At 71.8% G+C, this 6,584-nt stretch carries 6 protein-coding genes; all 6 read left to right on the top strand.

What is annotated here, in order from left to right; translation table 11 throughout:
• Nucleotides 1-24 precede the first annotated feature (24 nt).
• Nucleotides 25-243 (top strand): hypothetical protein, encoded by a 219-nt coding sequence (locus tag NON19_RS32845; RefSeq protein ID WP_255932933.1) that lies wholly within the window; start codon nt 25-27, stop codon nt 241-243.
• 200 nt (nt 244-443) lie between these two features.
• Nucleotides 444-2,282, top strand: coding sequence for a MarR family transcriptional regulator (locus NON19_RS32850; protein WP_255932934.1), 1,839 nt, complete (start codon nt 444-446; stop codon nt 2,280-2,282).
• Entirely contained in the window at nt 2,279-2,626 is a 348-nt protein-coding gene (locus NON19_RS32855) for a hypothetical protein (RefSeq protein WP_255932935.1), read from the top strand. The genes NON19_RS32850 and NON19_RS32855 overlap by 4 nt, the downstream gene beginning before the upstream one ends.
• On the top strand, nt 2,623-3,402 hold the full coding sequence (locus NON19_RS32860) for a hypothetical protein (protein WP_255932936.1): 780 nt from the start codon (nt 2,623-2,625) through the stop codon (nt 3,400-3,402). The genes NON19_RS32855 and NON19_RS32860 overlap by 4 nt, the downstream gene beginning before the upstream one ends.
• A 397-nt stretch (nt 3,403-3,799) precedes the next feature.
• On the top strand, nt 3,800-5,131 hold the full coding sequence (locus NON19_RS32865; RefSeq protein WP_255932937.1) for a rep family protein: 1,332 nt from the start codon (nt 3,800-3,802) through the stop codon (nt 5,129-5,131).
• Nucleotides 5,132-5,147: 16 nt separating this feature from the next.
• A complete protein-coding gene (locus NON19_RS32870; RefSeq protein WP_255932938.1) occupies nt 5,148-5,369 on the top strand; it encodes a hypothetical protein in 222 nt (73 codons plus the stop codon).
• Nucleotides 5,370-6,584: the final 1,215 nt, after the last annotated feature.

Here is a 6,584-nt window from a genome sequence, read left to right on the forward strand (position 1 = left end):
GGCGCGTGTGCTCATACTGGGCACATGACGAACCGAGTCACCCCGGAACAGCTCCGGGCAGAAGCGATCGAGGCCCTTCGGGGGCCGGGCGACCGGCACAAGGAACTTCAGCGGGCCGTCCGGGACGTGAAGGCCGAGCTTCGGCCCCTGGTCCTGGAGGCGGCCCGGATGGAGGTCCCACAGACCGAGATCGCGGCGGTTACGGGCCTCTCCCGGAACACGGTCGCCGCGTGGCTCTCGTAGGGCGTCCCTCGCGCGCGCACGCGTAGAGCCCCCTCCCCGCTCCCCGGCTCAACCTGCAACACCGCAGGTCAGAGGCGGTTGCGGGGGTCAACCCCGGTCGCCGGTGCAACGGCGGCATCAACCACAACAAAACAGGCGGGCCGGAGCCCCCGGTGCAACGAGTTCTCCGGCCCTATCCACGACACGTTTGGAGACCCATCGTGGACAAGAAGCAAGGATGGTCGGCGTCGGCTGCGTCCGCCAAATCGCAGGTGGTCAACGCCCTGGATGCGCTCACTCCGGTGTGCGCGCCGTTCGCTGCTCGCTGGGACGCTGAGGCGGACCGCCGGGCCAAGCTCCGGACCCCGGAACACCTGAAGGCGCTGCTCAAGGCGCAGAAGGATCACAACTCGGCCCGCTCGATGGCGGCGCAGGCCAAGAGCCAGCGGCGGACGGCCCGCGCGGCGTCCAACAACCCGCTCAACGCGGCCCGCCGGGCGGCGCGGACGGCGGACAAGGCGGCTCGTCAGCAGCAGAGCAGCACTAAGGCGGCGCTCAAGGCGGCCCGCCGGGAGTACCCGGCGACGCTGCGGAGCCTGGCCGTTCGGGCTCACGCCCTGCACGCGGTACCCGCCTCGGTCGCGTCCTGGGTGTTGTCGGCCGATCACGGCCTGACGGTGTGGCCGGTGTCGGTGTCGGCCGGGCTGGTCGGCCTGAACGCAGCGGCGTTGTGGCTCGGTCGCCGGACTCCGAGCGTGCAGCTCGACGACGGCCTGTCCGCCGAGGAACGGCAGCTCATGACGCGGCTCGATCCCGCGTACTGGGTCGCGAACGCCCCGGACCGGGGCCTGTCGGGCACGGTCACCACTCCGCCGGAGGTCACGGCGGGCGGTATTCGCTGCGGCGTGCGGCTGGATGGCCCGTGGACCGTCAAGGCGCTGACGGACAAGGCCGACAGCATCCGGGCTCTGCTCGGTGCCCGTACCGGCCTGCGCATCCGGATCACGTCCGGGACGCGCGGCGGTTGGGCGGTGCTCTCGCTGGCCACCCGGCAGGCGACGGACGGCACGTCGTCGCTGTGGACTCCGAAGCTGCTCCCAGCCGATGCGGGCCTGATGTCCCTGGGCCTGGACACCGAGACCGGCGAAGAGGTGCTGATCCCGTTCGATGAGCGGCTGTTGGTCTCCGGCGCGTCCGGTACCGGCAAGAGCTGGAGCACCCGCCCCCTGATGGCGACCGCCCACTTGCGCGGTGACCTGGTGCTGATCGACGGCAAGGGCGAAGAGGCGAACGTGTGGGAGCACGTGTGCCGGGTGGCCGTCGAGGCGGGCGAGATCCGGGCCGCGATCGATGAGGCGCACGCCGAAATGACCCGCCGCAAGCGGGACATGAAGCGGCGCGGGCTCTCGGTCTGGGACGGCGCTCAGCTCACGGTCGTGATCGATGAGGGCCAGGTGGTCTTGGCGCTGGTCAACGGCGACAAGGACCGGCTACAGCGGCTGATCGAACTGTCCTCGCTCGGCCGGTCCCGGGGCGTGGTGCTGTGGTGGGCCACTCAGTACCCGGTCACGGACGGCTCGGCCCCCGGGGTGCACAAGATGATCGCGCCGAACCTCCTCACGCGCTTCTCGCTGCGGGTGGCCGGTACGACTCAGGCCCAAGTCGCCCTGGACGACTGCGCGCACTACGCCCCGAACCAGATCCCCGAGGGGAAGCAGTGGCGCGGGCACGGCTACCTCAAGGGCTACGGCCCGCGCATGATCCGCACCTGGACCCTGGACGACGACGGGGTACGGTCCTTGCCCGTCAAGAGCTGGCAGGGTCCGGCCGTGCCCGTGCAGATGGTCAAGGCCGAGGCACCCGCCGAGGACACCAAGCAGGTCACGAACCGGGATCGCGTCCTGGAGGCGGTCCGCGACGGTGCCCGTACCGGCCGGGAGATCGCCGACCGTACGGGCCTGAACAAGGGCACCGTGTCCCGGGAGTTGGGCCAGCTCGTCAAGGCGGGCGCGCTGCGCCGGGCCGAGGACGGCGCGGTCATCGCTGGGGGCGCCGCATGAACCACCAGCCGCACACGCCCAGTTCGGCGGTCGACCTGGCTAAGGCGATTGCTGAGGTCCGCCAGAGCGAGGGACAGGCCGACCTGTACGCGGTCGTGCTCGCCTCTCTGGCGGCCCAGCAAGCGGCCCAGGGCCACGGGTGCGGGTGCCAGCACCACGCCCCGGCTCCGGCCCCTCAGCGGGGCTCTGTGGCCCGGCCGTTGGCCATCGGGGCGGGCGTCGTCGCCGGGGGCTGCGTCCTGACCGGTCTGTTCCTGGCGGTCGCCCTGACCGCCGTGGCGGTGGGAGTCTCCTCCGTCGTCCTGCTGATCCTCGTCCGCGAACTCCGAAAGGGCAGCAAGTGAGCACCGTTGACCCCCGCGCGATCCGCCGGACGAACGCCGTCCTGTCGGCCGGGACCTGGTTCATCATCACCGGCGTCGTCTTCTACAGCCTGATGACCACGACCCCGTTCGTGGCCGCCCACTCCGCCCGGGGCTGGGAGTGGTCCGGGTTCGTCCTGGGCCTGATGGTGGATGCCGCGTTCGTGATGGCCTTGCAGGCGGACAGCCTCCTGTCCGGCTACGGGGTGGCCGACCCCGGCCCGTGGCCGCGCCGCTTCCGGTTCTTCACCGGCGGCGCGTCGGTCTTCCTCAACACCTGGCACGCCGTTGAGGGGCGGGACTGGGTGGGCGTGGCCGTCCACCTGATCGCCCCGGCCCTGCTCCTGATCGTGGCCGAGGTCGGGCCGGTCTACCGCCGGGCCATGGCGGACGCCCTAGCTCGCGCCGAGGCGTCCACTGAACAGGCCACCCCGTCCGCCCCGGTGTCCACCCCGGTCCCGGTCCCGGTCGCTGAACAGGTCCCGTCGCAGGTCACCGAGGAGGACACCCCGGCCGTCCACGTGGACGCCGAACCCGCCGAGGAACCCGCCGAGGTGGACGCCGAGGAACCCGCGCGGCTCTCCACCGAGGAGGCCCGCAAGGTGATCGAGTACGGGTGGACGCACGGTCTGAGCGTCCGTGAGACGGCCGAGGCCGCTACCCGGTCCGTGTCCTACGTCGGCAGCCGGTACAAGCGGCTGGACGACGAGCGCGGCCCCCGGCCGGTGGCCGGTCAGCTCTCCCTGATCAAGGGCTGACAACGCAGTGAGCCCCGGCCAACTCGGGCCGGGGCTCGCTCCTTTCCGGCGCGTCTGCCTGACAGACGCACCCGGAAGGGTGAAAGATCACCCAGATACGGCAACGGGCCGGAGCGCCAACTCCGACCCGTCCGCCTCCCGACTCGACCCAACCGAGACAGGAAACGTTGCTTTGACCAGCGTACGAAACACCCCCGCCCCCGTTCCAGCGCAACCGGCCGGAACCCGGTGCCACTGCGGTACCCCGCTCACTCAGACCCCCGGTAAGCGCGCCCGGCGCTACTGCTCCGAGGCGTGCCGGAGCGCCGCCCGGCGGGCCTCGACCGGCAAAACCGGTCGCCTAGGTACTAGGGGAGCAGAGTTTCCCAACGCCCGCCGACCTGCGGAAACGCAAATCGTGTCGCAGTCGCGAGAGGACGCCGCGCGGGCTCGGAAGGGGGCGCGCTACGCCTCCCGGCGGCACCTGTGGCAGACCTCGACGCTCAAGGCCGTGAGGTGCTGCGGGCGGGGCGTGCAGGACGAGGGCGCGGGCGTGGTCGTCGGCGGAAGCTCCGAGGGGCACACCGTCGTGCAAGGCATCTGCCGGTGCGGCTCGATCTGGGCCGAACCGGTCTGCTCGGCGAAGATCCGCAACTTCCGCGCGGACGAGATTCAGACCCTTCTCGCGCGCCACCTGGAGGCGGGCGGCCAAGCAATCTTCGTGACGCTGACCGTCCGGCACTTCGCCCGGCATGAGCTGGCGGACCTCCTCGACGCCATCCGGGACACGTACAAGGCCCTGCTGTCCGGCCGGGCCTGGGTGGGCGACCGCAAGCGGGGGGCCGCCGGGCACCGTGACCGGCTCGGTATCCCGGGCGTCGTGCGGGCTACTGAGGTCACCTGGGGAGAGACCAACGGCTTCCACCCGCACCTGCACTTGGTCGTGTTGCTGGGTGCTCGGCAGAACCCCCGCCCGGCGCGCGGCTCGGGTGAGACCTGGGACCCGCGTCCTACCGGCTACTTCACCCCGGACCCGGACGACGTGGCGGCCTGGCAGGCCGATTGGCGGCGCATCTGGACCAAGCGGCTTACCGCGCTGGGCATGCGGCCCTCGGACGAACACGGCGTGCGCTTCGACACGGTGGTCACGGAGAAGGACGCCGAAGCGATCGGCACCTACGTGGCGAAGATCCAAGACGGGAAGCTTCCCGGCGCGGAGCTGGCTCGCGGTGACCTCAAGACCGGTCGTCAGGGCAACATGGCGGCCTTCGAACTCCTCGCCCGCCTGCGGGACCTGGTGGGCGGCTGCGACCCTGACAAGGTGCCTGGGCACGGCGACGCGGAGACGTTGCAACGGGTGTGGTGGCAGTACGAGACGGCTACCAAGGGCCGCCGCGCTATCGAGTGGTCCCGGGGCCTGCGGGCTGCCTACGAGATCGACGGCGGCGACACCGAAGAGGACGACCACGACGCGGCCACGACGGACGAGACGGCAGAGATCACCGGCGGCGTGCAGCTCTCGGCCCGCCTCTGGGCCAAGGTCTGTCGCCGGGGCCTCGACCTGGCCGTCGAAGAGGCGTGGGCCGAGGGCGGTGCCGAAGCGGTCCGCGCGCTGCTCAAGGAAGCGGGCATAGGCGGTGCCCTGCTGACTGAGCTGTCGGCCGAACAGATCGAGCAGCTACAGGCACGCCGCTTGGCCAACCTGGCGGCCCGCCGGGAGGCAGCAGCCGCCCGGCGTCTAGCACCCTGACCCCGGAAGGAGAGCCATGGCACGCCGAGTTCGCCAGCAACGCCCCCGCTCCCAGCAGCACCCCACCGAGTGCACCGGCCTCCAGCTCGACCACCGCGACGGCTCCATGTCGTGCTCGCGCGGCCTCGACTGCCCCGGCGTGGCTCTGCCGCACCGGGGTTGGGCCGACTGCGACCTGTACGGGCCGTGCGCCCACTGCGAGGGGCCGCCGGTCGTCTGGCTCTGCGACCGGCAGTGACCCCACCCGATTGCGCAAGCTGACACGCTCAGTGCAGACTGACACGGCCCGCTCAGCCTGAGCGGGCCTCGTCAGTCGAGCCCGAGGGGGTCAGATGTACATCCGAATTGAGGCGGTCGTCCGCGTCGGCCTGGCGGTCGCCGTGGTGGTGGTGATCCTGCACCTGACGGTGTAGCCGCCCCCGCAGAGAAGCCCCCCGGAGCGTCCAGCTCCGGGGGGCTTCTCGCGTTCCAACCGGCCCCCCTGGGGGCCTGGTTGGCCCCCGCTGCGACCGAAGGGAGTGCGGGGCGAGCCGCCCGTAAGCGAAGCGCACGGGCATAGCTCGCTCCCAGGAAACCGGGGGGCAGGCCGTCAGCGGCCGAACCCCCCTGGTTTCCTGGGCGGCACCCACGCAAGGGGGGTGGGGGGTTCTGCCGTCGGGAGGCCCCCCGGGGCCGACCGCCGGCGGGTTCCCCCACCCCCCGACCCTGACCCGCGACCCCGGCCACGCCACCCGCCAACCGTCAGCCGCGTGACGGCCTGGTGCTCGTCGTGGAGTAGGCGGCTCTAGCCGCAAGGTGGGGGCCGGGCGGGGGGTTCCCTCCGGTCGGGCAGCGGGCGAAGCCCTAGCGCGCCGTTCGTCGGGGTGTCCAGGCTCGGCGCTTGCGCCGACCGCGTAGCGGCTTGGCCTGGATGCCCCGGCGGGCGGTGTGCTTGCCTCTGGCGCTGTCTGGCCGGAGGGAACCCCCCGCCCTCGGACCACACCGACCACCCACTCAGCCGCAGGCCGACAGCGGAGCCCCCTGCCCCTCTGGGAGCGGTTGCCGGGGGGTTGGGGGGCGGAGCCCCCGTTTTCCCCACCGACCGGCCGCAGTCGGCAACGGCGGCTCCGGCCGAACCTCGCTCCCCGTTCCGTCAGTTGACGAAACGCCAACCGGCCAACGGCGGGGACTACTTCCCCACCGATGCCCCCTCAGCGGCCACAGGCGGCCCGCTAACGGCCTTACGGCACACGGTCGGTGCGATGGCCCGGGGGGCAACTCCCAGGCCGCTAGAGGGGCGTTCAGGCGATTTCGCGCGTCTCAGCGTGAATGGACTTGCGCAGACTTGGCGCGTGTGCTCATACTGGGCACATGACGAACCGAGTCACCCCGGAACAGCTCCGGGCAGAAGCGATCGAGGCCCTTCGGGGGCCGGGCGACCGGCACAAGGAACTTCAGCGGGCCGTCCGGGACG

The organism is Streptantibioticus rubrisoli (genome assembly GCF_024436055.1).
Taxonomy (GTDB): domain Bacteria; phylum Actinomycetota; class Actinomycetes; order Streptomycetales; family Streptomycetaceae; genus Streptantibioticus_A; species Streptantibioticus_A rubrisoli.